22 protein-coding genes are annotated in these 26201 nt (G+C 59.8%); 5 read left to right on the top strand and 17 right to left on the bottom strand.

What is annotated here, in order from left to right; translation table 11 throughout:
• Nucleotides 1-63: 63 nt before the first annotated feature.
• Entirely contained in the window at nt 64-5790 is a 5727-nt protein-coding gene (locus tag JIN84_RS10615) for an alpha-2-macroglobulin family protein (protein WP_200351022.1), read from the bottom strand.
• Between the two features lie 136 nt (nt 5791-5926).
• On the opposite strand from JIN84_RS10615, the gene JIN84_RS10610 reads away from it, so the two are divergent.
• Both JIN84_RS10610 and JIN84_RS10605 read left to right on the top strand, forming a co-directional pair.
• Entirely contained in the window at nt 5927-6898 is a 972-nt protein-coding gene (locus JIN84_RS10610; RefSeq protein WP_200351021.1) for an alpha/beta fold hydrolase, read from the top strand.
• A gap of 88 nt (nt 6899-6986) precedes the next feature.
• Entirely contained in the window at nt 6987-7250 is a 264-nt protein-coding gene (locus JIN84_RS10605) for a large ribosomal subunit protein bL28 (RefSeq protein ID WP_200351020.1), read from the top strand.
• A 122-nt stretch (nt 7251-7372) separates the two neighbouring features.
• Here JIN84_RS10605 and JIN84_RS10600 read toward each other — a convergent pair whose 3' ends face one another.
• The 8 genes from JIN84_RS10600 to JIN84_RS10565 form a co-directional block, all read right to left on the bottom strand.
• On the bottom strand, nt 7373-8653 hold the full coding sequence (locus JIN84_RS10600; protein WP_200351019.1) for a hypothetical protein: 1281 nt from the start codon (nt 8651-8653) through the stop codon (nt 7373-7375).
• A 74-nt stretch (nt 8654-8727) separates the two neighbouring features.
• Nucleotides 8728-9120 carry a DUF3127 domain-containing protein gene (locus JIN84_RS10595; protein ID WP_200351018.1) on the bottom strand — a complete coding sequence of 131 codons (393 nt, stop codon included), beginning with the start codon at nt 9118-9120 and terminating at the stop codon, nt 8728-8730.
• Nucleotides 9121-9172: 52 nt separating this feature from the next.
• Complete coding sequence (locus JIN84_RS10590; RefSeq protein WP_200351017.1) at nt 9173-9781, bottom strand: LutC/YkgG family protein; 609 nt, start codon at nt 9779-9781, stop codon at nt 9173-9175.
• A 110-nt stretch (nt 9782-9891) separates the two neighbouring features.
• On the bottom strand, nt 9892-10236 hold the full coding sequence (locus tag JIN84_RS10585) for a hypothetical protein (protein ID WP_200351016.1): 345 nt from the start codon (nt 10234-10236) through the stop codon (nt 9892-9894).
• 28 nt (nt 10237-10264) lie between these two features.
• Nucleotides 10265-11665, bottom strand: a complete 1401-nt coding sequence (locus tag JIN84_RS10580) for a lactate utilization protein B (protein WP_200351015.1) — start codon at nt 11663-11665, stop codon at nt 10265-10267.
• Between the two features lie 7 nt (nt 11666-11672).
• Nucleotides 11673-12113, bottom strand: a complete 441-nt coding sequence (locus JIN84_RS10575; RefSeq protein ID WP_200351014.1) for a DUF5615 family PIN-like protein — start codon at nt 12111-12113, stop codon at nt 11673-11675.
• Nucleotides 12025-12264, bottom strand: coding sequence for a DUF433 domain-containing protein (locus JIN84_RS23475; protein ID WP_345715244.1), 240 nt, complete (start codon nt 12262-12264; stop codon nt 12025-12027). The genes JIN84_RS10575 and JIN84_RS23475 overlap by 89 nt, the downstream gene beginning before the upstream one ends.
• 45 nt (nt 12265-12309) lie before the next feature.
• Nucleotides 12310-13062, bottom strand: coding sequence for a (Fe-S)-binding protein (locus tag JIN84_RS10565; RefSeq protein WP_200351012.1), 753 nt, complete (start codon nt 13060-13062; stop codon nt 12310-12312).
• A gap of 402 nt (nt 13063-13464) precedes the next feature.
• Here JIN84_RS10565 and JIN84_RS10560 point away from each other — a divergent pair, with 402 nt between their 5' ends.
• Nucleotides 13465-14526, top strand: coding sequence for a BON domain-containing protein (locus JIN84_RS10560; protein ID WP_200351011.1), 1062 nt, complete (start codon nt 13465-13467; stop codon nt 14524-14526).
• 106 nt (nt 14527-14632) lie between these two features.
• On the opposite strand, the gene JIN84_RS10555 is transcribed toward JIN84_RS10560, so the two are convergent.
• Genes JIN84_RS10555 through JIN84_RS10545 form a run of 3 tightly spaced genes read right to left on the bottom strand, consistent with a single transcriptional unit; the run spans nt 14633 to nt 18447 of the window.
• Nucleotides 14633-15244, bottom strand: a complete 612-nt coding sequence (locus tag JIN84_RS10555) for a response regulator transcription factor (protein ID WP_200351010.1) — start codon at nt 15242-15244, stop codon at nt 14633-14635.
• On the bottom strand, nt 15228-17045 hold the full coding sequence (locus tag JIN84_RS10550; RefSeq protein WP_200351009.1) for a sensor histidine kinase: 1818 nt from the start codon (nt 17043-17045) through the stop codon (nt 15228-15230). The genes JIN84_RS10555 and JIN84_RS10550 overlap by 17 nt, the downstream gene beginning before the upstream one ends.
• A gap of 25 nt (nt 17046-17070) precedes the next feature.
• Nucleotides 17071-18447, bottom strand: a complete 1377-nt coding sequence (locus JIN84_RS10545; RefSeq protein ID WP_200351008.1) for a sigma-54-dependent transcriptional regulator — start codon at nt 18445-18447, stop codon at nt 17071-17073.
• A 274-nt stretch (nt 18448-18721) separates the two neighbouring features.
• On the opposite strand from JIN84_RS10545, the gene JIN84_RS10540 reads away from it, so the two are divergent.
• Nucleotides 18722-18919 (top strand): entericidin A/B family lipoprotein, encoded by a 198-nt coding sequence (locus tag JIN84_RS10540; RefSeq protein WP_200351007.1) that lies wholly within the window; start codon nt 18722-18724, stop codon nt 18917-18919.
• Between the two features lie 86 nt (nt 18920-19005).
• On the opposite strand, the gene dxs is transcribed toward JIN84_RS10540, so the two are convergent.
• Genes dxs through JIN84_RS10515 form a run of 5 tightly spaced genes read right to left on the bottom strand, consistent with a single transcriptional unit; the run spans nt 19006 to nt 25681 of the window.
• Nucleotides 19006-20901: a 1-deoxy-D-xylulose-5-phosphate synthase gene (dxs, locus tag JIN84_RS10535; RefSeq protein WP_200351006.1), complete on the bottom strand. Its 1896-nt coding sequence runs from the start codon at nt 20899-20901 to the stop codon at nt 19006-19008.
• Entirely contained in the window at nt 20882-21214 is a 333-nt protein-coding gene (xseB, locus tag JIN84_RS10530) for an exodeoxyribonuclease VII small subunit (RefSeq protein WP_200351005.1), read from the bottom strand. The genes dxs and xseB overlap by 20 nt, the downstream gene beginning before the upstream one ends.
• A gap of 5 nt (nt 21215-21219) precedes the next feature.
• The gene (locus JIN84_RS10525) at nt 21220-23046 is read right to left on the bottom strand and encodes a hypothetical protein (protein WP_200351004.1); all 1827 of its coding nucleotides are present in this window, start codon (nt 23044-23046) and stop codon (nt 21220-21222) included.
• 30 nt (nt 23047-23076) lie between these two features.
• The gene (locus JIN84_RS10520; RefSeq protein ID WP_200351003.1) at nt 23077-24444 is read right to left on the bottom strand and encodes a sigma-54-dependent transcriptional regulator; all 1368 of its coding nucleotides are present in this window, start codon (nt 24442-24444) and stop codon (nt 23077-23079) included.
• 13 nt (nt 24445-24457) lie between these two features.
• On the bottom strand, nt 24458-25681 hold the full coding sequence (locus JIN84_RS10515; protein WP_234043428.1) for a two-component system sensor histidine kinase NtrB: 1224 nt from the start codon (nt 25679-25681) through the stop codon (nt 24458-24460).
• Here JIN84_RS10515 and cutA point away from each other — a divergent pair.
• Nucleotides 25680-26006 (top strand): divalent-cation tolerance protein CutA, encoded by a 327-nt coding sequence (gene cutA, locus JIN84_RS10510; protein WP_200351002.1) that lies wholly within the window; start codon nt 25680-25682, stop codon nt 26004-26006. The two genes, JIN84_RS10515 and cutA, sit on opposite strands and share 2 nt — an antisense overlap.
• Nucleotides 26007-26201: the final 195 nt, after the last annotated feature.

Genomic DNA, 26201 nt, shown 5'->3' with positions numbered 1-26201 from the left:
TTCCAATCCACCGGGTGGAGCGCGTCTCCACCCGTCCCCTCACGGGCAGGTTGTTTCGAATCCTCAATCCGTCGTGAAAACCCGTGATGCGGAGAGCGCGAAGTTCTCAGGATCATACATCTCCTCGACCTTCGCCGGCGGTGCGGTGGCTTGGCCGGAGACCGTGCAGCGCGCCAGATAGGTGAGGGTATAGGTCCCTTTCCTCCAGATGTGATCCAGATAGAAGACCGCCCGATCGGTGCGGAGTTCGGAATGGCTGACCCTCCAGTCGTTTTCGCTCGTGGGTGTGCCGATCGCGGGACCCTGTGACTTGAAATCCGTATTCACGGCTTCAAACAATCCTGGCAGGGCATCTTCAATGACGAGGTATCGCGTTTCATCCTGTGGCAATGTCACCCGCAGCGTGACGCGGACGAGATCGCCCACCCGGGGTTCGGTGAGCACCTCCGCCGATCCGTCTCCCTTGATGCGCTCATAGGTGCGGTCGATGGAAAGACCGTTGCGGGAAACGGGCTGGAGGGGAACGATCTTCGGCTTCGCCGCGACGTTCATGCGGACATATCCCCCGCTCCCGGAGGTAAGATCCAGCTTGAGTTCCGGCGCAAGGGCGAAGCCGCGTGTGGCAACCGGGCTTTCACTTGCCAGCGAGATTGTTTCGGTTCCCTTGTCCGTATCCAAAGTCAGGGTCACGGGAGTGTCGGCCAGATTCTCATGAGCCGCGAATGCGGCCATGGCCATGAGGCTCCAGCCATTTGCCCAGGTGGTCTTCCATTGGCCGTAGGGATTGCGCTGGCCGAGCATGCGTTCCAGCGCCTTGCCGGGCTCGGGGCCGTCCGGTTCGACCGCGAGCCAGGCGATGAGCCGGTAGGCCTCTGTCGCCGGGTAGGGCATCCAGCCATCCTCCTCCAACTTGAATGGAACGCCGGAGGTAATGACCGATTTCGCCACGGCGAGGTTCTCTTCATTTCCTTCATCCTCCACCGCGATGGCGGTGGCCAGCAGATACCGGGCGCTCGGGGTGAGATCCGCCAGGCGATCCACGAGCACGTTCCGGTAGGCGGTCTGGGGTTCGCCGGCCAAGGCAAGAACAAGCAATGCCCTCGTGTGGCCTTCCAGGAGATCAGGGGATTTCACCTCCGCGATGCCGCGGAGGCTTTCCGTCAGGTTCCTCACCAGCGAGGCGGTGGCGGATTCGGGGACGTTCGCTCCTTTTTCCGCCGCCATGATCAGCCCCAATCCGGCATAAGCGGTCGCCCAAGGCGCCGATTCCGTCGCGCCCGGCCAGTAGGCGAAAGAACCGTCAGCCAGTTGCATCGACAGCAACCTGTCCGCTCCAGCCTGGATGGCGGCGTGGATCTTCTGCTCAGGGATCGCCGCGAAGCGCGGCACGACGGACTTCAGGTCCTCCACCGCGAACCATGGCATGAGCGACGAAGTGGTCTGTTCGACGCATCCGTGCGGGTAGCTGAGGAGGAAATCGATGGAACCCGCCGCCTCCACGAGCGGAGAGCGGGAAAAGCCGAGCTCGATGGTGCCGGTGCCATCCAGCAGATTCGAATCCAATTGATCGCGGAGATTCTGTTTCGCTCCGAGTTTGACCAGTTTCGTCTGGCGGAGAAGGGGCATCGGGTAGTGGACCGGGAAACGTGTTTCGACAGCGTCCGAGAGCCGGAGCCTGACAGGTTCCGTCAGTTGTCCACCCTCGATGGAAACCGGCGTGGCCGTCCAGTTCAGGACCGCCTCCCCCGTGCCGTCCGCCCGTGCGGGAAAAACCACGGTGGTCGAGGTTCCTGGAGCAAGGGTGACAAGCTGGCTGGTATTCCCGGTGGCGGTGACACAGGGAGTTTCCGACCCTCCACCCGTGCCGAACTTGATTTCCCACGTGCCGGTGTGGTCCGAGGCATTCTGGACGAGGACCTGCGGGTTGAAGGTATCGGACTGGTTGGCGAAACGCGGGGCCTTGGGCTCCAGCATGAGGTCCTTCTTCACGACGATGCCGGATTCCGCGTGGCCGAACCGGGCCACCTGATGGTGCGCGATGGCGATGACCCGGTAGCGGGTGAGAGTGTCCGGCACCTTGAAGCGGTGGGAAAAATTCCCCGCTTCATCAGTAAGGATCGCGGGTGCCCAGGTGGCACAGGGATCGAAGTTTTTCCGCATCCGGTCGGCCAGCTTGCTCATGTCCCCACCGCCTCCGATGAAGAAACCCTTGTTATGGAAAACCTGCTGCTCGGGATCTTCGGAGATGAAAGTCTGGAACGAGGTGCCGGTCTCCACATCCAGCTCGCGCGGGGTGTAAAAATAGTCGAGCGGACGCGGCGTTTCGTAACCCATGACAGCAAGCGTGCCTTCATCCTCCGCGTAGAGCGTGACTTCCGCGCCTGCGGCGGGTGCTCCGGTCGAAAGCCTGACCGATCCGCTCAAGGCGACCTCGCCTCCCGGGCGATAGGATTTTTCCGGCTCGGATAGGGAGACGGCGAGCCGGTCACGGAGATTTTCCACGGTCAGTTCGCAATAACCCAGCCGGAGCTGGGGTTCCTTGTGCTCGCGGGCGGATTCCTTCGCCCCCTTGACGATCAGCACGGAAACGTAGGCATTGGGCGCGTCGTCATCGGTGAGCGGAATCTCGATCACCGGTTTGTCCGCCTTGAGCCGGACCTGGAACGAGCGCAGGACTTTTTCACGCTCCACCGTGACAAGCGCGGTGCCCTCGATGGGGGAGAGCACCAGCACCCGGGCGGTTTCGCCGGGCTTGTACGATTTCTTCTCGGCCACGAGCTTCACCCTCAGGCCGTCCTCGTAGAGCCACGGGTACTCCTCAGTGCCATAGACGTTGAAATAAGTGACGGTGGAGAATTTCCGCCCCCCGGGATCGGTGCCGCTGACCGTCAGAAAATGACGGCCGTTGGCCTTGGGTGTGACGTTGAAAGCAGTGCCTTGCCCGGCGGAGGCGGCGGGATCCAGCGTGAGCTCCGCAGTGGTGATGATCTCCTCGCTGACGTCGTTCCGCGTGGCGGTCGCCCCGGAATCGGTGCGGGATTTCACAGCGGAGTTCACCTCGCGGCTGAGTGTCGCGGTAACTTTCACCGCTCCGGGGTATGGCTCGCCCTCCGTATCGGTCGCGACGAGTTTCAGTGCCACGGTATCGCCGGCGCGAACGAGTTTGTCAGTCCGGGAAACTCCGACGTAGACCGACGCCGGATGGATGATCGCCTCGCTGGTGGAGGTGAGCGTCTGGTTGTTCGCATCCGTCACTTCGGAAGAAATGGTCAGTTCGCGCGCGGTGGGAAACTCCGCCTGAGGGATCTGCGTGATGATGCGGGCCCTGCCGTCGGCCCCAAGCCGGGTCTCTCCCTGGATCTGGGTGGCCTGATTTCCGGAATCTCCTTCGTCATCCGAGCGATAGCCGAAGTAATGATACCAATACGACCAGTCGTCGACCCGGTGGTTTCCGAACAGATAGTCGGAAAACCTCTCGGGATAAAGATTGCGCGCGACCACCCGGCTGAAGTGTTTCACACCGCCTCCCGCGACCGGTTGACCTTGGTAATACTTCGCGGAAAGATCGACCGGGACGCTGCCGGCCCCAAGGCCGGGTGTGGCGATGGTTTGGGTGATTTCAAACGCGTTCCTACGGAATTCCTCAACACGCAGCGGGAGGACAAAACTCGCGTTTCCGGCGATGGCTTGCCGTGCCTCCCAGTCATCTTCAATCTCCTCAGCCTTGGCGAGCTCCTCGGGATACTCGAGGCGGATGGTGTAGGACCCGACCTTTCCTTCCGGGATCTGCCAGGTGAAATCGAACGAACCGTTGGCGGAGAGGATCACCGGGCTGGTGTGGAGTTCCTTTTCAGTGGGATCGATGACGACGATGCGGGCCGGCGCGGAGTCCGCAGGTTCCATCGTGTTTCCGCTCTGGCTGCGGACGATGCCTTTCACGCGCGCGGTCTCACCGGGACGGTAGAGCGAGCGGTCCGAGAAGAGAAACACCTTTCGGGCGGACTCGGGTGACTTGTTCCACGAATAGCGGATGGGGAAATGCCACAAGCCCACGGTTTCCAGTGAGGAATCGAAGGCGGTGAGGTAGGTGTCATTTCCAATGGAGGCACGCAGATGACGCGCCGCCTTGTCTCGTGGCAAAGTGGCGATGCCAGCGGCATCCGTGGTGGCGGACAGCATGGCCACGGCGTCCTCGCCGAAAACCTCCACTTTGACACCGGGGAGCGGGGCGCCGGTATCACAGGAAAACGCGTAGATGAAGGCCTCTCCGGAAGTGAGCTTCCACGACAGTCCGATGTCTGTGAGCTGGATGATCGACTGCGCTGTCGGCGCGGTGCCGTTTCCTTCATAATCGGGAAGCACCGTGCCCGCCGCTTCGACAAAGAAAGTTCCGGTGCGCTGGCCCTGGGGCAAAAGATCATCCCATTTCAAGGTCACGATTTTGGTGGTGTCGATCGGTGTCTCCAACGGGATTTCCTTATCGACCACGGTCTCACCGTTGATGAGCGGATAAGGAATGGTGATGGTGGGTTCGATGGCGGTGTGGTCGGGACCATTCCCCGAAACATGCCTGTAGCCTTGGAACGCGCGGATCTGATCCACGCCGGTGAGTCTCTTGACCCGCAGGCGGGCGCTTTCCAAATTGAGGGTGAGCATCCGATACCCTCGCGTGCCGTTGGCCAGCTGTGCCTGATCCTGAGAGGGGAAGGAAACCACCGGAATGAAGTTTCCGAATTCGATCTCCTTGTTCAACGGGCCGGCAAGGTCAAGACCTGCCGCCGAGGTGTAGGGAGGGCGGAAGGTGACCTTGCATTTTTTCAGTTGATCAAAGTCCCCGGTCAGCGTGATGACCTTGCCGTCAGGGGTGGCGCTGAGATTTTCCGGACGGGGATACATCTCGATGCATTTTGCCAGGAAGTCTACCGGCAACGAGGCCGGGACGGGTTGGTTGAAAACAATCCGGATCTGCCTGGGCTCGCCGGGGGTCTGGTATGGCTCGATGCGCGCGACCTCGAAGGGTTTCACATCGCCGATGCCATGGGTCGAATCATCCGGAAGGCGGGCGGTGGCTCCGCTGTTCGGCACACCGTTGAAAACCGAGAGGACCCACCCCTCGCCCACCGGCAGCGGTGTGGCGGGCGAGGCGACGACGACGTTGTCCAAGGGAGTTTCCGGCGTGATTTCCGGGATGGGCGAGCCGGGGAAACGTGCTGCCCAAGACCTGTTGTTCCTCCCATAGTACCCTGCCTGCGCGGCGGTGCCCCGGGCCAGTTTGGCAGAGACACGCTGGCCGTTTTTCGAGGTGAACGAGATATGGTTGATCGCGGCGGAAGGATCCACGGCATCATTGAAAACAATCACCCACTCGCCTGTGGATGGCGAGTAATCCTCATGCCAGCGGTTCACGGCAAATGCCACGACGATGCGGAATGCCTCGCTCCCGGCGGTTGCGAAAGTGCCCGCCGGAACGGGTGTGCCGTCCAGATAGTGATGGTTCTCCGAAATCGAGAATGTGTATTTCGTGCCGATCGCCGGTGGTTGCCCGGGAATGAAGCTGGCGATGTTCGGAGCCTTCCAAAGCAGCCTGCCGGGAAGCGCGGGCTGGATGTCGATCCAGGTGTTATCGACGTTTTTCCCTATATCGGAAACCGCCATCACGGGAGAATCGAGCACAAGATCGATCTGGGACTCGGGAGCGAGCGATGGGGTGGAAACAACCAGCCGTGGGGCTGCGGAAGCGGCCATCGGAATGGCCAGGATCGCCAAAATGGCGGAGGTGATTGGTTTCATGAACGTTCGGCCATAGGCCATCGGTGATGATATACGAATTCCCCCGGACGGACATTCAAAATCTTGCGGCCGCCGCGCGATTTTTTCGTGCGGGTTCCGTGGTTGCCTTATTCCCGGATTCTGCGAAATTCACAGGGTGACACGTCCGCCCCCTCTCCCCCTCAGCAGGATCGTCGCGTGTCTGTCCGCGCTCGTTCTCGGCGGCTGTGCCCCGCCTGAGACGACAATGGTGAAGTTCCAGCTCGGAGCGAGCGCCAAGTCCGACTCATTCGGCTATCGCAAGTGGATTTCTGAAAAGGTGGAGCAGGATGTGGTCATCATCGGCATCCACGGTTTCTGCGGGGCGTCGATCGACTATGACAATCTTGGAAAGCACCTTCTCAAGCGCCAGCCCAAGACCGGACTGTATGCCTACGAGGTCCGCGGCCAGGGCAGCGACCCCATCACCGCGCGCCGCGGCGACATCGGCGATCCGCAGGACTGGTATCGCGACCTCTTCGCCTTCACCCAGCTCGTCCAGGAGCAGCACCCGGATGCGAAGATCATCTGGTTCGGCGAGAGCATGGGCGCGCTCATCGCCAGCCATGCCTTGCGCCAGGCCCCGGCGGACAAACCGCCGTGCGACGGACTCATCCTCTCCTCGCCCATCGTGCGCTTCCGGGACGACATCCCGGCATGGACGCCGGGGCTGGTCCAGATCGCCGCCACCACCCTGCCGCTCGCCCGGATTTCCCTCGACATGCTCGCGGGCGGGCAGGACGTGCAGATGACCCAGACCTCGCACCACAAGGAACAGGTGCAGACGAACTCCTACAACATCGAGAAGCACACGCTGCGGCTCATCGGTACGCTCGGCCGGCACATCGACAGCATGAACGACTGCGCCGCGCACCTGAACACTCCCGTCCTCGTCCTCCACGGCGGGCAGGATTATTTCAACAACGACTCCGATCTCCGCGGCTTCGTCGCCCGCATCCCCGCCGGCGTCTCGAAAACCTACCACAATTACCCCTCGGCCTACCATCTGCTGATGTATGATGCGAAGAAAGAGGCCATTTTCCGCGACATCGAGAGGTGGGTGGATGAACTCCGGGACGGGGACTTGTAAAATTTTACGCCGAAATTATCAGGATTCGTCTTGACGGGTTGATTCCCATGGCCATTCTCCGCGTCCCGCAACTCCACCACTTTCTATTATGGCACGCATCTGCAGCATCCGAGGAACCCGCGTCCGCTCCGGCGGCAAAATTCACCGTTCAGGTTTGGCCAAGAAAAAGGGCGGTATCGGTCGTCACGTCACCAAAGTGGTGAAGCGCACGATCTCTCCAAACCTTCAATCCAAGCGCATCTGGGTTCCAGAACTCGGTAAGTTCGTGAAGACCAAGCTTTCCTGCCGCGCGCTGAAGACCGTCAACAAGAACGGTGCCTTCGTGACGCTCAAGAAGGCTGGAATCATCTGATTCCCTCCTGAATCAAATTTTTAAAACGGCCCGGTGGAAACACCGGGTCTTTTTGCGTTTTCCTGCGGAGGCGGGAAGCACCATGCCCGGATCTCCGATGCTTCTCTCGACGGTCGCGCGGATCACCCGACCACACACGGCACCAGCACCCCGTCGCTCATCCCGTGGATCTTCTTCTTATCCGCCGGCACGATGGTCGCGAGGCAGCCGCCGAAATTGGTCTCCCCCGCGTCATTCGTGAAGAAGTAGGGACACAGCCGCACACGCCCCTGCATCATCTCCACCGATCCATCCTCGCGGAAGACCGGATGCTCCACCCGCCGCCCCTCGCGGAATTCCTGTAGAATCCATGGTTGTTCGGACGATTGCGCCAAGGCCGTGCTCAACCGCTCGGACCATTCCGCGGAGGGCATGTCGTGGCCGATGAACACCCCGCGCGAGCCCCAGGCCGTCTCGTGGAAACCGCTCACCTTCAGCACCAGCTTCCGTTCCTTCTGGCTGAATTGCGCGACCTCATCCCATGAATGGGCGTTGAGCTGGGGCAGAGCCGCGTGTGGTGGCAGCGGTTCCGGGTCCAGCACCCAGCCGAACGGCACCAACTCCCGCAACCGCTTCAGGTGGCTCCCGCGCAAAGCACTCTCCCAGACTTTTTTCAACGCCGGCGACCAAAGCAACGCCAGCCAGAGCTTGTCCTCCAGATGCGGCTTGAACGGCGGTGTGATGGACAATCTCCCGGCGGCGGACTCCTCGGCGAGGTGCTTCACCGAAGAAATGGACTCCCAGTCGAACAATTCGAAAAATCGATAAAGCGCCCTTCCGTCCGGTACGTATTCCTCCGCCGCTCCCACGCTCCACGCCGCGCCGAGTTGCCGGGTCAGCCATTCCATCTCGGGCCGGTAGTCACCCGCCTCATCCGAAACCAGGACATTCCCGCCGTCAGGCATCAGCGAGCGAAAACCGTCGATCATGCCATCCGGCCCGCCCAAAACGTCGAATCCCGCTTTCGCGTAAACTTGGGAAAGCCAGGCCGTCACGCCCATTCCACCCGGCACGCTGTCCAGCTCGGTCATGGAAAATCCCGACTCCGTCAGCATCAGGTCCGGCCGGATGACCCGTGGAAACTGCTCCGCCATGCCCGGCTCGCGCTGCACCCTCACCAGCCAGTCCGGCTTTCCCTCGTCCAGCAACTCCGCCAGCCAACCCGGCAATTTTCCGGTGGCGCTGCGGCGGTAAAGCCCGTCACACGCTTGTTGGAACCGCGCCAGGGGATGGCCCAGCGACATCATCTGCCGCGCCTCCCCCTGCGTCAGCTTCAATGGCTCCGGCGACCAGCGCCACGTTCCTCCGCCAAACAGGCCACCTTCCGGCAGTCCACCACGCAATTCAGAAAGGCTCAGTCCCATCGCGCCCCGAACTTCCACCCCATCGGGCAAAATGCCAAGAGTTTCTTCGTGCGGGGACCGACGGATGCGGAGCCTCAGAACGGCACATCATCGAAATCGTCGTCCCGGCGCAGATCCGACATGGTCGGTTCGGCATTGGAGGAGGCCTGCTGGTTGCCACGCGGCGCGGAGGATGAGGAACGCGGAGCCTCGTCACCGCCCGCACCCGCGGCCTGGAGTTTCCAACAGGAAAGATTCACGAAATACTTTCCATTGTACTCGTTCCCTCGGATGTCGAAATTCACCTGCACCTCGTCACCGGTCTTGAAGGAATCCAGCATCGAGCACTTGTCCTTCACCACCTCGAATTTCAGGTCTTGTGGAAACTTGTCGTGCGCGGTGGTGACGACGAACTCCCGCTTCGTGAAGCCGCTGGCGAACGATTGCACCTCACTGATCAACTTGATTTTCCCGCTTGCTTCGTACATGTGCCGAATCTTTCAGCCCGCGCCGGGATGTCAAACGTCCGCGCGGAAAATTTCACCGCAGCAGCGCGATCTGCTCGCCCGGCCCGTGCACCCCTTCGATCAGGATTCCCTCCACGTCCGCCGTTTTCGACGGCCCCGTGCACCAGATGATGTTCGGGCTGTCTCCAAACGCGGCGATGGCGTCCGGGATGGTCCGGTGGATTTCCGACCGCTCGACCACCGCGACATGAACCCACGGCGAGAGCGCTGCCAGCCGGTGCGAGGTCTTGTAATCATCCAGAATGACGGAGCCGGATTCGGCGATGGCACCCGTCGCGCGGGTGATCCCGAACTGGTAGTCCTCGAATCGTTCGCGGTCGTATTCCGTCTCGACAGTCAGCCCGGCAGCGGCGAGTGCGCCGCCGATACTGTCATAAAGCGCGGGATCACAGTAGCCACGGAGCTGGTTGTTCGTTTTGAGGAAATCGATCAACTGCTCGACAGAATTCATGGGCTTGCCATTCACCGCCGAGAAATTGCGGGAGAAAATTTCCCACAGATCCGTGCCTTCCAGCTTCGGCGCGGAGTGGACGAGGGACATGTCGTAATCCGGATACGGCACCTTCGTTTTCAGCACGGAGGTTGCGGATTCGATCTTTGCGAAGATGGCGGCGCGGGACATGGTGAAAGGGTCGGAGAGTGTTGTGGAAAGTTATTTGGAGGAAATGATCACGTCAGATAGGATCAGGCGGGAGATATAGGCAGCTCAGCAGCATCTTCGATCAAACCCGCTCATCTTTCGAAAAACACGGCTCGAATTCCTTGGAAGGTGAAAAACAGAATACCGAGAACAAAGAGGATGATCCCAGCTAAAACAAGCTTGTCCCATCGTCCGTCAGATCGCCTGACGTGCTGATAATGCTCAATGTTTTTTACAGGCTTGAGACTGAGGCGCTCGAACGGCATACCATCGACCGAAACATCGTCCACTGGGATTTCCCTATCGATGTCGCCGCTTCGACACACGATTTCGGCTTGGTTCTGAATTTGAGCTCCAAGCCGAACCAAATCTTCGGGCTCACCAACGATCATGATGGCCGGAGAGTGTCCTCCAACTGATTCAATGACGATTTTCATGCCAGCCGTATTGTTTCTGACGTTAGGCCTAACCGCTGGCATTTTTCCTGTTCTTCATCCATTTTCTGAAATCCCCACCATGGGATTCCGGCAGCGTCCTCTGGCCGAGCCAGTCCTGCAGCGGTTTGATGGGCGCGACCTGGATCGGCAGGTGGTTCATCGCCTTGCTCATCGTCATCGCAGTGCGCCAGAGTGATGGCGAGGTGGCGAGATGGGCGAAGGGCGACATCGGGATGGCTCCGGCGGAAGGGATTTCCTCACGTTTGGCCTTGTCGCGCAGCCTCAGCAGGAGATCGGGGATCGGGATGTCAACCGGGCAGACTTCGTTGCAAGCGCCGCAGAGGGATGAGGCCTTGGGCAGATCGGCGAGTTCCGGAAACCGCTTGCCAAAGAGGATGGGCGAAAGCACCGCGCCGATGGGTCCGCCGTAGGTCGAGCGGTAGGCGTGCCCGGATGCCTGCCGATACACCGGACAGACGTTCTGGCAGGCACCGCAGCGGATGCAGCGGAGGATTTCCTTGCAGTTCGACGCCAGCACGTCCGTGCGGCCGTTGTCCATGAAGACCACGTGCATGTGGTCCGGGCCGTCCGGCTGGTTCGCCGAGCGCGGGCCATTGATGAATTCGGTGTAAACGGTGAGCTGCTGGCCTGTCGCGGAGCGGCCCAGAAGATTGAGGAAAACCGCGAGATCCTTTTGTTCGGGGATGATTTTTTCGATGCCGACGAGGGCGATATGGACCGGCACCGGAGCCATGCCGAAACGGGAATTCCCCTCGTTCGTAGCGAGGACCATGCGGCCGGTATCCGCGCAGACGAAGTTTGCGCCCGTGATGACGGCCTGCGCTTCCATGTATTTTTTCCGGAAGTGCACGCGCGCGCGGCGGGTGATGGTTTCCGGATCATCATTGTAATCCGTGGCAACCCCCTCCCGCTGGAAAGTACGGGCGATCTCCCGGCGATTCTTGTGAATGATGGGTTTGACGATGTGTGACGGCTCGTCGCCATCAAGCTGGATGATGAACTCACCCAGGTCGGACTCCAGACACTCGACACCGTTTTCAATCAGGAACGGATTGAGGTGGATCTCCTCCGCCGCCATCGACTTCGACTTCGTGAGCTGCGACACACCATGCCCGCGCAGTATGGAAAGGATGGTCTGCCGCGCGTCCTCATCCGTGGAGGCGAAGTGCACCTTGACGCCGCGCTCCGTCAGGGATTTTTCGGCTTTCGCCAGATAATCACCGAGATGGTTGAGGGTGTGATCCTTGATGGATGCCGCGAGCTTCCGCAGCTTGTCCGGGTCCGGATAATCCTTGTGAAGGACGTAGTAGCGCTTCTCCGTGCCGGCTGAAGAGCCGTCGATCACCGAGTGCTGCTTCTCGTCCGAAATGTCGCGGGCGTATTGATCGATGGGTTGGATGCCGATCATTGAAGTTTTAGGAATTGATGGGTAGAAGCCGCAGGCGCACTTGATTCGTTGTTACGGTGAGAACGCAGCCTTTTGAAAGTTGATCGTCAAATTTATCCCGCAGACGGAGGATGAGTTCACACACCTTCTGTCCGCGGAGCCCTTCTTCCCGGAGACGGATTACCGAAGGCTGGCTTGCATTGGAAACCGCCAACAGCGCATGGAAATCCGAATCAAGAGTAACCACGATCTGGTTTTCCCTGGCCGCGTGCAGGAGGATGTCGATATCTTTGGAATGAAACATCGAAATCTCTCCCACATGTGTGGCGTCTTCGCCTTTTTCACGAAGCAGGCCCGCAGCCGTCCTGGGAAGTCCTTGATCAAGCAACCAACGCATCGCCTGAGAGAGAAATGATTTGATCGGGCAGATGAAGGGCTGCGTAATGAAGTGCCTGCCTGACGTCTTCATCTTCAAGCTCGGGAAATTCCTGTTTCCGTTCCGTGGAATCCGGGTAGAGAGCGGCGATCTCCAAAACACGCCTCACCGTCAACCGCATGCCCCGCAAACAGGGCTGCCCATTCATTTGGCCGGGATCTGTTGTAATGCGGTCGAGTGTGATCATGATGACAGTTTACGCCAAGCGGCTGGATTATGAAAGGGGGATTCAACGAAGTGAGTTTCTAAGGATCTGGATGGCGTGCAGGTGCTTGATCGGGCGGCCCTGGGTGGTGGCGAGGCCGGTGAGGTGCATGAGGCAGGACATGTCGCCGCTCACCAGAATGTCCGGATTTGTCTCGAAAATGTGGTCGAGTTTGAGCGATCCCATCCTGCCGGATATGTGCGGGAAAGTGACGGAAAAGGTGCCGCCGAAACCACAGCATTGCTCGGCCTGGCCGAAGGGGGAAACAACCGCGTTCCCGATGGATTCCAACAACCTCAGGGTCGCCTCGCCACTGCCCGTGCCGCGGCTGTGGCAGGAACGGTGGAAAGCGATGCGTGTGGTTTCATCAAATTTGCCAGGCCATTTTTTGACACCCAGTCCGTTGTAGATGAAATCCATGACCTCCCACGTCCGGCGTGCGAGCGAGTCGATGGCGGCTTCGGGTTTTTCCTCAAACTGGAGGGTATTGCCATGGAAATTCATCGCCGCGCAGGAACCGGAAGGGACGATGACCGGCAGGTCGCCAGCGAAGACCGAGGCGGTGTGACGGGCGACTTTCCGCGATGCCACCCAATCTCCGGAGTTGAAGGCTGGCTGGCCGCAGCAGGTCTGGTTGTCGGGGAATTCCACGGAGACGCCCAGATGTTCGAGAACCTCGACGGTGGCACGCGCCACATCGTCATAGAAGGCATCACAAAGGCAGGTCCCCATGAGGAGGACACGTTTGTCAGTGGGACGGAGGAGCTGGCTGGCCATGGAAAATCGGGCGTCTTCAGTGCTTCGGTCGGCACTTTTCGGCAGGTTATGGGATCGCGGGGAAAGGACAATGGAGAATGTGGAAGGACACCCGGCCACCGGCGAAATGGCAGGTATTTGGTAAAAAACCGGAGCTGGGCATCTCCACGACCTCGTCTTTAACAGGTGTGATCGCCATCTGTCTTTCACACGTTCGGGTGATTTCGGGTGCAAACTGCATCCTCCGCCGTTGCGCCAATGGAACACCGGGCAGGATGCCCCGACCGCAGGCTAGCCCACCCTCAGCCACAAGTCGCTGATTGCGATCATCATCACTAGATCGCCCCGAGCATGGCATCTTACGTGCGGAACCAATTCCACCGTCCGTCACCGGATTGCCGGAATTTCAACCAAACTTGAACCATGAAGCCAAAGACATCCCATCACCCAGCAGGCCAGTGGACCGCCCTATCCATTCTCGTGCTCGCTTCCGCGCAGCTTTCCCTCGCCACTCCTGAAGCCGCTCCCAGCGGAGAATCCGAGGTGGCCGATTTCATCCAGACGGACATCCGGGCGGACAGCAGGCTCCGTGGTGCGGAAATCGATGTCAGGATCGAGAACAATATCGCAATTCTCACCGGCACCGCGAATTCCCTCGCACAAGCCGAGCGAGCCACCACAAGGGCGAATGCCAGCGAGGGAGTGCTGGCGGTGTCGAACCAAGTCCGCATCAAACCCGGAAAAACGGGTGATTTGGCCGCTCGCGCCAAGGCCGTCCTCGCAAAGCAAAAAACCTTCACGGCCAACGGTGTCGCCGTCACGGCGGATGGTTCCCGCGTCTTGCTCAACGGTGAGGTGGGCACCCCGGATGAAAAAGATCTCGCCCGCGAAATCGTCTCCGAAGTACCGGGTGTGCTGGCGATCGAAAACAATCTGACTGTCACTTACGAAGGCATCCGTGAGGATTCGCAAATCACCGAACAGCTCCATTTCATCATCCAGGACGATCCGCTTTACGAGGGACTCGATCTTGTTGCCTCGGTGAAATCGGGCACCGCCACCCTCAGTGGTGAGGTTGGCAGCCGGGGCGAACTGGACCGCCTGATCCGCCGCAGCTACGTCACCGGAGTCACGGATGTCCAGGTTTCCAATCTCAGCATCAACCGCAACCTGCAAATGGAAGGCCTGGTAGATAAAAACTACTCGCGGGAAGAATCTCTCGCCGCGCTGAAAGGGGCTCTTGCTGCGGATCCGAGGATCGACGCACGCACCATCCGCAGCGAAATGGCGGACGGAGTCATCACTCTCAGCGGCAGTGTGAGACAAATCACCGAAAGCGATGCGGTCGAGTCCACCGCACGTGGCATTCCCGGGGTGCTTTCCGTCTCAAACCAACTGCGGATTTCCAACAGCGGAACGGAGATGGCCACGGCGAAGCGCGAGGTTGAATCCGCCTCGGTACCGGTGATGCAAGCGAGCCGTTGAAAGCACGACGATCTTACCGTCATCTCGAACCGGCCCGTGGATGAAACTCCACGGGCCTTCTTGTTTGATCGAACAAGGCCCTTTGCAAAATCGGGAAGGTTGTCTGTCACGCCGCCGAATTGAAGGCGAGAAGGACCAGATTGGAACGGACCCTCTCCTCCAACCCCGCGAGGTCGTCGTCGGGCCGCATCTCCTGGATCGCCTTGAGAACGCGGTGCCAACATGCCGCATACCTGCACTTGGAGGCTTCGAGTTCCAACAGCCGGATCGCGTTCTCCCGGTCGCCTTTGCGCGCCGCCTCCAGGGCCTTGGGCAACGGGTCGATCGCCGGATCAAGCACGGAGGCCATCACCTGGCGCAGGTCGGCCGGCCGCACCGGTTTGAGAAGAAAGTGAACCACCCTGTGGCGGATGGCACGCACCGCGGCATTCGGACTGAGGGCGGCGCTGCAGAGAACGATCGGAATTTCGTCTCCCCGGGCACGGAGTCTTTCAATGACACCCAGTCCGTCCATCTCCGGCATCCGCAGGTCGAGGAACATGATATCGTATGACGAGTCCGCGAGGCGTTCCAGCGCGAGGGGACCCGACGCCGCGGTCTCCACCACCGTGGTCCTTCCAGTCAGCGCGTAAGCGAAGCCAAGCCGCAGGGTTGGCTCGTCGTCCACGACAAGCACCCTGTGGCCCGGAGAACTTCCTTTGTCAGGCGATGGGGACATCGATGTAAAATTCCGTTAAATCATTGGTCCGCTCGCGCAGGCCGATGCGTCCTTCATGCGCGCGCATGATTTCCCGTGAAATGAAAAGTCCGAGTCCCACCCCATCCGACTTCTGGCCCGGCGCGCGGTAGAAGCGCTCGAAGATCCGGCTCTGGCTGTCATCCGGCACTCCCGCCCCTTGGTCGAATACGGACACGCGGAGATAATCCGCATCCGGCTGGCTCTGGCGGATGGTGACACGCCCGCCCCGCGGGCTGTGCTTGATCGCGTTCGACACCAGATTGTTCAGCACCTCGTCCAGACGCACGGGGTCCGCGCGAACCTGGGGATAATCGTTCTCATCCCCTTCGGTGACGATCTCCAGATCCCCTGCCGCCGCGGCACGCTGGTAGAGGTGGGCGGTGCGGGCCACGCTATCCTTCATCGACACCGGTGCCAGGGCAAGGTGGGTGGTGCCGCTCTCCGCCCGGGACAGATCGAGCAGCGTGTTCAGCGTGACGAGCAACCGCTCGCAATCCTCGTTCGCGGAGGTCACCATCAGTTTCTGCATCTCATCGAGCTGGCTGGAACGTTCCTCCAGAAGCAGGTGAAGCACCATCCGGATGCCGGTGAGCGGCGTCTTGATCTCGTGGCTGACCGTGGAGATGAGATTGGTCTTCATGTCATCCAGCCAGCGGATGCGGCTCACGTTGTGAAGCAGCACGGCCCAGCCCGACTCGGTGGCGTTTTCCGATTCGAAACGGAAGATACGGGGGAGATAGTAGAACTCCTCCTCATGGATGCGGAAAAGCAACGCCTCGCGGGGATCTTCCGGAAGGAAGTGCGCGGACTTCTCGCGGCATTCGTCGAGGATGCGCTGGATCTTCAGGGGCAGCCGGCCCGTGACACCGAGCTCTTCCGTCAGTTGCTCCGCGGCAGGATTGATCTGCACGATCCCCGTGTCATCCCCAAGCACGAACACCGGGGATGGGATGGCCTCCAGGATGGCCCGGTTCACGAAGTTCGCACGCAGCAGGCTCTCGTCATTCTCTCCCCGGCGGACCTTGAGTTCCGAGGCCATGTCGTTGAAGGCGGAAACGACGTTTGAAAACTCGCTGCCCTGGCCCGGCTCAGGCATGGTAAGCTCGAAATTTCCGTTGCGGATTTCCTCGATGGAGCGACGCAGGTTGGCGACGGGATCCACCAGTTGCCGGACCAGTTGGAAGTAGATCAGCGCCGCGACGGAAGTGCCCAGAAGGACCAATGTACCGACGAACAAGGTGTTTTTCCCCGACTCCGACCGAAGCTGGCTCGCCCCGGAAAACAATTTCTCTTCCGCCAGCGTCATCACGTTCTCAGAAAGATCTGTCAGCCGCTGAGTCTGCGTGCTCTGGAACTGGAGAAGCTTTTCCCGATCCCCCCGCGTCTGGGCCAGTCCGGCGAAGAAGGTCTCGTATCCCTCGAAATAACTGGCCACCGCCGAATCCAGCCGCGTGACGACACCCTGCCAGCGCTCGTCGTTGCTTCCGTCCGAGTGGATGATGTTTTGTTTCACCTGGATCTCCTTCTTCAGTTCGTCATAGAGCGTCCGATCGAGGACATGTTCCGTAGGAGCGCCTGCCAGACTGGGAAGATAGCGGGTATTGATGGTCGCGGTGAGCGTCCGCATGGTCTGCGCCGCATCGATGGACCGGTAGTCCATCCGCAACCGGTTGTCGAAGCGGGTGACGGTATCACCCATCAGGAGCAAAGCCGCCGCGCCCACGCTCCACAGGAGAAGAATGATCGTGAGGAGTCCGTAAAATAACTTGAGGCGCAACATTTACCCTGGGAGCGATGGATCAGAATCAATGAATACCGAAACGTTTGCGCTTCCGATAGAGGGTGGCCTTGTCGATACCGAGAACCGCGGCCGCGTCATGAAGAGAAGGCGCCCAGCCGAGGACCTTCATGAGGTGCGCTTGCTCGATCTCGTCCAAACTGTGCTCGCCGCCGATGCCGAGACCTCCCGGTTCGGCATCCGCCGAGTTGCTCGCCGCCAGTGGCGTCGGCTGGGGCAGGTCCTCCGCCTCCACGTGGTTTCCGCGGGCGAGAATGGTCGAGCGCTCGATGGCGTTCCGCAACTCGCGCAGGTTTCCCGGCCAGGGATGCCGCATCAGCGCGCTGCGACCGCTGTCGCTGAATCCATCGATTTTCCGTCCCAACTGGCCGGAGAAGAAATCCAGATAGTCTTTCGCAAATTTCGCGAGGTCCGCCGGACGCTCGCGGAGCGGCGGGACGGTCACGCTGATGACGTTGAGGCGGTAGTAAAGATCCTCGCGGAATTCTCCCGACCGGATGCTTGCCTTGAGATCCCGGTTCGTCGCGGCGATGACGCGCACATCCGCCTGGCGCACCTTGTTTTCACCGAGCCTTTCGTATTCGCGCTCCTGTAACAACCGCAGCAGCTTGGGCTGGATCTCCATGGGCAGTTCGCCGATTTCATCCAGGAAAAGGGTTCCGCCATCCGCGGCATGAACCTTGCCCCAAGTGTCCTTGATCGCACCGGTGAAGGAACCCTTCATGTGGCCGAAAAGCACGCTTTCCAACAATTCCTTCGAAAGGCTCGGGCAGCTGACGGTGACGAACGGTTTGTCGCGCAGGTGGCTGCGGTCGTGGATTTCCCGGGCGATGACGCTCTTGCCGGTGCCGCTCTCGCCCAGAATGAGGATGGAGGCGGATGTCGCCGCCGCACGGAACAACACATCGAACTCCACCCGGGTTTTCGGGTCTTCCGAAACAAACCGAAGAGGAGGAGATGCGTGGCGGACCTCGCTTTTCAGCTCCTGCACGGTCTCCTTCAATTGGACGACTTCCGCCTGGGTCTTGCGGGCTTTCTGCGCCTTGATCAGGATCGCCCGCAGTTGATCCGGAGTGAAAGGCTTTTCCAAATAGTCGAAGGCTCCGAGCTGGGTCGCCTTCACCGCGGTGGAAATGGAAGCGTGCGCGGTGAAGATGGTGACAAGCTGCTGGGGCTTCATCGCCACGATTTTTTGGAGGATCTCCAATCCATCTTCATCCCCCAGACGCAGGTCGAGAAAAACGAGATCGAAATTCTCCTCTTTGATGCGCTTCAGGGCCAAGGTGCCGTCTTCCGCGGTTTCCACATAGTGCCCCTCGGCTTCCAAGGCAATCGAGGTGGTCAGGCGGATCGACTTTTCGTCGTCAACAATGAGAATATCCATACGAGTGATGTGTTTTAGCAACCTTGCTCTTAACATTCCATGTGCCGCTTGCCTACGATTCAACAAGTAGCTTGCACTCAATCTTTTAGATCGAAAGTCATCCTTTCTTAAAATCGTCACGTCGTGCATTTTGCTTCACGATACCATAAGATCGGGCAATGTGCAATGTGCAAAATGCAATGACCATCCCTCATTTGGTTTTGAAAACTTCTCAAAATGAGGTGCTTGCAACTTTTTTAAAAGCTGGCTCGGAGCTTGCGATATCAATTTCACCATGAATCCGATCATCATCTCCAAGACGAATTGCCAAACCGTCAAACCAAATTCCGCCCGCCTCCTCACCCTCGCCGCCGGTGCCCTGTTGCTGCTCGCCGGTGCCACCACCTCGTGCTCCACCACCAAGGGGTTCGGCCAGGACGTTGAAAAAACGGGCGACAAGATTCAGAACGCGGCCGCCGCAGCACAACGCTGAAGCTGCGTTCGTGAAAAAAGCCACCATCGGGCCATGCGGCCCGGCGGTGGCTTTTTTGCGCCGCGGACCGACGCCGCTCCCGCGTTTCAGATCGAGAAATGCCGCAATACCTTGGCGGTGGCGTTTTCCGCGGTCAGTCCGTGCAGCTCGCGCAAAGTTTCGGGTTTGCCGTGTTCCACAAATTGATCAGGCCAGCCGATGCGCTCGACGGGTGTGTGGATGCCCGCGTCGTGGAGATTTTCGATCACGGAGGCTCCGAAGCCATTGAAAAGGACGTGATCCTCAAAGGTGCACACCACCTTGCATTTCGCCGCGTAGGTTTGGATGATATTGGAATCCAGCGGCTTGATGAAACGAGGGTTGATGAGTGCGACGGAGAGTCCCCTGGCCTCAAGCTGGACCTTGGTTCGTTCCGCCATCTCAAAAAGGGTTCCCAGCCCGAAAAGAGCCACATCGGTACCGTCCGCAATGACTTCCGCCTTTCCGATTTCCAGAATCTGCGGCGAGGACTTGATCGGCGTGCCCTTGATGATACCACGCGGATAGCGGATGGCGGACGGGCCCGCGTCGTAGACGGCCATGGTGTGGAGCATGTCCACGAACTCGTCCTCATCCTTCGGCTGCATGTGGATGATGCCGGGAATGTGGCGCAGATAACCGATATCGAAAAGTCCGTGGTGGGTAGGGCCGTCATCGCCGGACAAGCCGCCGCGGTCCATGCACAGGCGGACCGGAAGTCCTTGAAGCGCCATGTCATGCACGATCATGTCGTAGGCGCGCTGCATGAAGGTCGAGTAGATCGCGAGAAACGGACGGAATCCCTCCGTCGCCAGGCCGCAGGCGAACAACGCCGCGTGCTCTTCGGCGATGCCGACATCGAAATAACGGTCCGGCAGCTCTTTTTTGAAAATCTCCAGCTTGGTCCCACCCGGCATGGCGGCGGTGATGGCCACGATTTTCGGATCCTTCTTCGCCATGTCGGTGACCGTCCGGCCGAAAAGGTCCGAGCAAGTCGGGGTCGTGGTGGCGTCGGTGGAGCCGTCCTCGATCTTGTAGGTTCCGAGGCCGTGGAATTTCCCCGGGTTGTCGAGCGCCGGCTGGTAGCCGCGTCCCTTTTCCGTGATGATGTGGAGCACCACCGGCTCGTTCAACGTCTTGAGATGTTCGAAGGTCCGGATGAGAAGAGGCAGGTCATGGCCGTCGATGGGGCCGAAGTAGCGCATGCCGAATTTCTCGAAGAGCACGTTCTGGAAGAGCAGGTTCTTCGCGCCTTCCTCCACACGGTGGGCGAGCGTGCGGGCGGCCTTTCCCGCGACCTTTTCCACGAAATCCGCCGCCTGGCGGCGCACCGAAGCATAGGTGGAGTGGGTCTGGAGAGCGTTGAAATAGCTGGCGATGGCACCGACGTTCTTGTCGATGGACCACTCGTTGTCGTTGAGGACGACGATGAATTTCTTCGTGGTTTCCGCAATGTTGTTGAGCGCCTCAAGCGTGGGTCCGCAGGTGAAGGCGGCATCTCCGGCAACGGCGACAATGTGATTGTCCCCGCCGGCGAGATCACGGGCGGCGGCCATGCCGAGAGCGGCGGAAAGCGCGGTTCCCGCGTGGCCCGCGCCGTAGGAATCGTGTTCCGACTCGCTGCGGAGAAGAAATCCGTTCAATCCCTTGTAGGTGCGGATCGTATCGATGCGGTCGGCCCTGCCCGTCAGCAACTTGTGAACGTAGCCCTGGTGGGAAACATCAAACACAAACTTGTCCCGAGGGGTGGAAAACACCCGGTGCAGGGCGACGCTCAGCTCCACAACTCCCAGATTCGGTCCAAGGTGCCCGCCAGTCTTCGAAAGGCAGTCGATCAGTGTATGGCGGATCTCCGCCGCGAGATCCGGCAACTCGTCGTCCGCAAGCTGTTTGACATCAGCAGGCGAATGGATGGTGGAAAGCAACGGGCCGAGAGCTGGGGGCTTAGAAGAGGCGGATGTCATTATCGTCGTCGGGATCCTCCGGCGGATCGGTCGGGGTGAGGAGTCCCTGATGTTCGGCAGATTTCAGGCCGGCATCCAGAGAAATTTCGCTTTGATTGCGGAGCGTGATGAGCTCGATGCGTCCACGGGCGGATTGGAGGATCGCCTCGCAGCGGGTGAGCAAGGCGGAACCTTTTTCATAATGCTCCACCAACTCCTCGAGGGGGAGATGCTCATGCTCCATCGCGTCGACAATGGCTTCGAGACTTCCCAAAGCCTGCTCAAAGGTGGGTTCGCCGGAGTTTTCCTCCTCTGTGGATTTGCGGCGGGGCATGGTCGTTACTTCTGCACGGGCTGGGACATCTGCTTGTCCGCATAGAAAAGCAGATCGGGCCAAGACAGGAAGTTTGGTTTCGAATAGCGTTTGGAGATCCCCTCGAGACGACGGGATTTGTCGTAAATCGTGATGCCGTCCAGGGTGGTCATGGAGGAACTCGTGGTCGATGCGACCCGCCCGTTCAACACGAGCGCGGAGAAGTCCTTATAATTTTCCATCACATCGGTGATGCTTCCCGAGCCGTGCGATGACGGGGAAATCAGAATGCCTGCGACGGGTGTCTGTAGTTCGGCGGCGATGTTTTCCAGCTTTTCAAATCCCTCGCGGGTTGGAGGCAGCCAGATGCTTATCCGATCCGCATACCATGCGGTGGCCCATGGCTGGTCGGAAAAGATCACCTGCTTCTCGGTGGTCCACCCTTTCAGCATTTCATTGCTGTTCAGAGGTCCGGCCAGATACGGCGGCCAGTTCGGGTGACCTCCGCGGTCGCGGAAATGAAGGCCGATCTGAACCTTGTTCGGCAAGGAGGCGACCAGCGGCAGGACACAGATGCAGACCACCACGATATGGTGCAGGTTTTTCAACATCGGAGTGGTGGCCACCACATCGAGCCGGCTCCACAGGATGGAGATGAACGCCAGGCCGTAAGCGGTCATGATGGGCGCGAAAAGGAGGTGCATCTGGTTGGGATCCAAAGCGTCCTTGGAGATCCCGAAAAATCCCATGCCCAACGTGGCGAACACCCACATCAGCAGGATCACCCAGCGGAAATTCGCGATGGACGCCCGCTTGAACGGGTGCAGCAGCGAAAGAAAAAACAGGGGAGCCACGAAAATACCACCCAGGAATGGAATGATGTCCGTCGTCTGCAGCAAGGTGGTCCGGACGATTTTCATGATCAATCCATCAAGAATCAACGGCTGGGCCTGGAGGTCGGAATTCCGCATCACCGCCCCTTCAGTCCCGTTGCCAAGACCGTTATAGAGCGTCAGGAATGCGGTGCCGAACGGGGAGCCGGAGATGTCCTGGTTCCTCACCATCACCAAGGCGGCCGGGATCAGGATCATCGCCAGGACCGTGAGTCCCACAAAGCCGCGCGGACGGAAGTAAACCGCCGCGAAGATGATGTATCCGAGCGAGATCCACACCGTCATCCAGTGGGTCAGCGCCAGCAGCATGAAAAACAATCCGGCGATGACAGCGGGCGCGAATGGGATGCGTCCCTCCGTAGAGGCTTCCACCGCCCGGTATACGAAATAAATCCCACATGAGAACAGCAGCAACATCAGCATCTGCGGCAGCCCGCTCATCGAAACATTCCAGAACGTCTCGCAAAAGAGCATCAGGATGGCGCACACACCCGCCACCTTCGGATCGAATATCCTCGAAACCAACAAGTAGTTCACCCCGATGGACATCAGGAAAAACAGCACTGAAACCGCCGCGATCACCCGGTCCAGCGGATAAATCCACTCGCTGGGGGACATCTGCCACTTGTTCGCATCGTCCGCACCAATGATTTTCAGCACGGCGGCGTTCAGCAGCGGATTGAGCGGAGAGTGGTAGGTGTCGGGAAAATGCACCATCGGCACGCTGCCCTCGTCCGCCTTCTGGGCCTGGTAGTAGGCGACCGGACGGATCATTTTCGTGGTGATGCCATTGCCCCGGGCGATTTCCCGGGCGATCTGGGCCTGATCCATGCCTTGTGGCGTGCTCAAGCCCCGGAAGAGGACAAAGAGGTTTCCCAGCGTGAGGATCAACAACAACAGAAGAAACAGACTGCGGCGGATGATGATGCCGGTGTCGAGTTGGGAGGAAGTGGTACTCATGAAGAAATGGGGATAGGCAGTCGCTGGTTTTCAGAGACCGAGTTCTTTCAGCTTGCGCTGCAGGGTTCTGCGGCTGACACCGAGCAGATCCGCGGCGCGCGTGCGGTTTCCACCAGCAAGCGAGAGGGCGGAGCGGATCGTATTGGTTTCGAGCGCATGCAAGTTGAAATCCGCCCCTCCATCAAGGGCCATTTTGTCCAACGGCGGGGATTCCACCAGTCCCTGGCCTTGGAAATGCAGGAACTGCGGCAAATGCCGCACGTCGATGACGGAATCGTTACTCATCACCACGCCGTGTTCGATGGCGGTGCGCAGTTCCCGGACGTTGCCCGGCCAGTTGTATTTGACCAGCAAGGCCAGCGCCTCGTCCGTCAGGGGCTTCACCGGGCGGTCGTTTTCCTTGGCGAATTCCTGGAGGAAGCTGTTTGCCAGCAGGACGATGTCCTCACGCCGGTCCCGCAGGGGAGGCATTTCCACCTTCACCACGTTCAGGCGGAAATAGAGATCCTCGCGGAATGCGCCCTTCGCCACCAGTTCCTTGAGATTCTTGTTGGTCGCCGCCACCACCCGCACGTCCACCTTGATAGGTGAATTCGAGCCGACCCGCTCCAGCGTCCGCTCCGAGAGAACCCGCAGCAGCTTCACCTGCGTCGCCGCATCGATCTCACCGATCTCATCCAGGAAAAGCGTGCCTCCGTCCGCTTGCTCGAACCGCCCGATCCTGCGCTGGGCCGCGCCGGTGAACGCCCCCTTTTCGTGCCCGAACAACTCACTTTCCAGCAACTGGGCCGAGAGGGCGGCACAGTGGACGATCACCAGCTTCGCCGCCGGCCGCCCGGAAAGATGGTGCAGCGTGTGCGCCACCACTTCCTTGCCCGTTCCGGACTCCCCCTCGATGAGCACGGTGGCCCGGGTGGCGGCCACCTGCTGGATGAGTTCGGAAACGCGTTTGATCGCCGGGGATTTCCCGATAAGCCGGTCCAGCTTGTGATTTTTTTTCACCTGCTGGACAAGCTGCTGGTTCTCCGTCTCCAGCGTCCGGTTCCTCAGCGCGCGCTTCAACAGCATTTCCACCTCGTCCAGATTCAACGGCTTGGTGACGAAATGCCACGCTCCCCGCCGCATCGCCTCCACCGCCGTATCCACCGAGCCATAGGCCGTCATCATGATGGCCACCGGTGGTTCCGGCAGGGCGAGAGCGGAGTCCAGCAGATCCATGCCCGAATCGCCGCCCAGCCGGAGGTCGGTCAGCAGGAGCTGGATGCGCTCCGTTTTCAGGATCGCCAGCGCCTCGCTCGCCCCCGCCGCCGTGTAAACTTCAAACTCGTCCTCCAGCGCGCTTCGCAGCCCTTCACGGGTCGCGCGTTCGTCCTCTACGATCAGCAAGGTGGGTAGCATGGTGTGTTGGAATTTAAAGATCGATCACCGGGTCCGACTCCGGCGGGCCAAGCAATCGGACGGCCCTCTCCAATCTCGGCAGGTGGATGAGCACGCGGGTGCCTTCATTCTCCCTGCTCTCGATCTCGATCTCTCCGCCATGTTCGCGGATGATGCGGCGCACGATGAGCAGTCCAAGACCCGACCCGGAGGACTTCGTGGTCCGATAGGGTTCGAAAATCGCCCCCATGTGCTCCGGAGAGATTCCCGTGCCATTGTCCTCGATGGAAATGACATACTCGAAATCCGTCACCCGTGTCCGCAGCGTGATGCTTCCGCCTTCACCGGAAACCGCCTGCGACGCATTCCGTATGACATTGTAGAACGCCTGCTGGAACTGCCCCGGATCCACCGTCACCGGTGGCATCGACTCCGCAAGATCCAGCCGCACTGAAATTTTCCGCGCGGCCAGCTCCGGTTCCAGAAGCTTGAGGGTCTCATGCAGGACCGCATGCAGGTCCGTGCGCTCGCGGTGGGGGGTCGTGGGACGCACCGCATGCAGGAATTGTTTCAAGATCATGTCCAACCTCCGGATCTCCTCCCGCGCGGTGGAAAGGTTCTCCTCCAAAGGTTTACGGTCACCCGGCGGAAGCTTTCTCAATTTCCGCCCCAAGAGCTGGAGGTGGATATCCAGCGAGTTCAGCGGATTCCCGATCTCGTGAGCCACTCCGGCGGCGAGCAAGGTGAGCGCGTTCAGCCGCTCCGACTCCAGTGTCTCCTCGGCTTCGGCGCGCGTGACCGTCAGGTCCCGGACGAGCATCACAAATCCCAGAGGCTCGCCCGCATCCTCCGCATCGTCGATGGGGGCGAGGTAGAAATTCAAAAACCGGTTCTCCGGATAAAACACCTCGAGATCCCGGCTGATCGTCCGGCCGGGTTTGCCCAGTGAATCCCAGTCCAGTCCGCGGATCTGCGACGAAATCTCCGCCCCCAGCGCACGCTCCACATCCAAACCAAAGAACTGGCAGGCCGCGCGGTTCACGAATCCGATCACGCCATTGGGATCCAGAATGATGACCCCCTCGTGAAGCGCCTCGAAAACTTTCTCCAAAAATCCCTTCTCGCGGATCAGGCGGGTGACCACCTGCTGCACGTCCCCCGGCACCACCCGGTCCAACCGAGCCACCAGCTTTTCCAGAAAGCCGGATTTCAGCTTATGTTTGCCAGATTTCGATTTCCGGTGTTCAGGAAGAGGCATGAGCGACGTTCTGGTAATCCTTTGCACCTTCCCCGATTCCGGGCAGGCGCGACAAATTGGCACACGGCTTGTGGAAATGCAACTCGCCGCATGCGTGAATCTCGTCCCTGCCATCGAGTCCATCTATCGCTGGCAGGGCAGGATCGAAACCGCCTCGGAAGTGCTCGCCATTTTTAAAACCACTTCAGCGGTCTTTCCCGCCTTCGAACAAACCCTCATGGAACTCCACCCTTACGAAGTTCCGGAAATCATCGCCATCGCCCCGGATGGAATCGCGGAGCCTTATCGGAACTGGGTCCGCATGGAAACCACCCCTCAAGGATAGTCCGGCGGTCATCGGGTGGGATCCGACCCGCATCTCGGATTGCCCTGCGACTTAGCAAAATTTCTTCTTCAATTACGCGCTCGCCACTGCGCCGCCGGTTCCTCTAATTTCCTCAACGCCGTCGGCGAACAAACCCTGGATCCCTACACGGGGAATGGACGCGGAAGGATTTGTCTTATGCCAGATCTCCGCACC

Origin of the sequence: Luteolibacter yonseiensis (assembly GCF_016595465.1) — a bacterium.
Taxonomy (GTDB): Bacteria; Verrucomicrobiota; Verrucomicrobiia; order Verrucomicrobiales; family Akkermansiaceae; genus Luteolibacter; species Luteolibacter yonseiensis.
The sequence above is the reverse complement of the archived record's forward strand: the minus strand, read 5'-3'. Positions and strand labels throughout refer to the sequence as shown.